This window comes from Collinsella sp. LCP19S3_C9, from assembly GCF_052121575.1.
In the GTDB taxonomy this organism is placed as follows: Bacteria; Actinomycetota; Coriobacteriia; order Coriobacteriales; family Coriobacteriaceae; genus Collinsella.
The window spans coordinates 1-562 of the sequence record NZ_JBQKDZ010000046.1 but is presented as its reverse complement, the minus strand read 5'-3'; the positions used below and the strand labels follow the sequence as shown (position 1 = coordinate 562).

Genomic DNA, 562 nt, shown 5'->3' with positions numbered 1-562 from the left:
GCCGCGGGGAGGGGCTGCCCGGGTACGGCGCCTTCACCGCCTGGTGCCGGGCCCGCGACGTGCCCTTCGGGGGCGCGGGCGGCCGCGAGCCGCACCCGCGGTTCGAGACGCCCCCGGGCAGGCAGCTGCAGTTCGACTGGAAGGAGGGCATGAGGCTCGTCGACTCGGAGGGCGAGGTCTTCGAGTTCAGCGTGTTCACCGCGACGCTCGGCTACTCCCGGAAGCACCGCTTCATACCGGTCAGGAGCCGCACGCTCGACGACCTGCTGTCCTGCCTGCTCGCCACCTTCACCCGCCTCGGCGGCGTCCCGGAGGAGTGCATCACGGACAACATGTCGTGCCTGGTGACCGTCTCGGGCCGCAGGAGGACCAGGCAGGAGAGGGCGTGGCGGTTCGCGCGGGAGGCCGGCTTCGAGCTCAGGCTCTGCGCGCCGCGCTCGCCGCAGACCAAGGGCAAGGACGAGTCGGCCAACCGCTTCCTGAACCGCCTGCTCGCCTACGGCGGCGAGTTCACCGGGTGGAGCGGCCTCGCCGAGGCGGTGGCCCGGGTCGAGGCCCAGGC

At 73.1% G+C, this 562-nt stretch carries 1 protein-coding gene; it reads left to right on the top strand.

From position 1 onward, the window contains the following. Positions 1 to 149: 149 nt before the first annotated feature. Positions 150 to 562, top strand: a 413-nt coding sequence (locus ACTQXI_RS08915; protein ID WP_441053346.1) for a DDE-type integrase/transposase/recombinase, incomplete at its 3' end; no start/stop codon positions are given.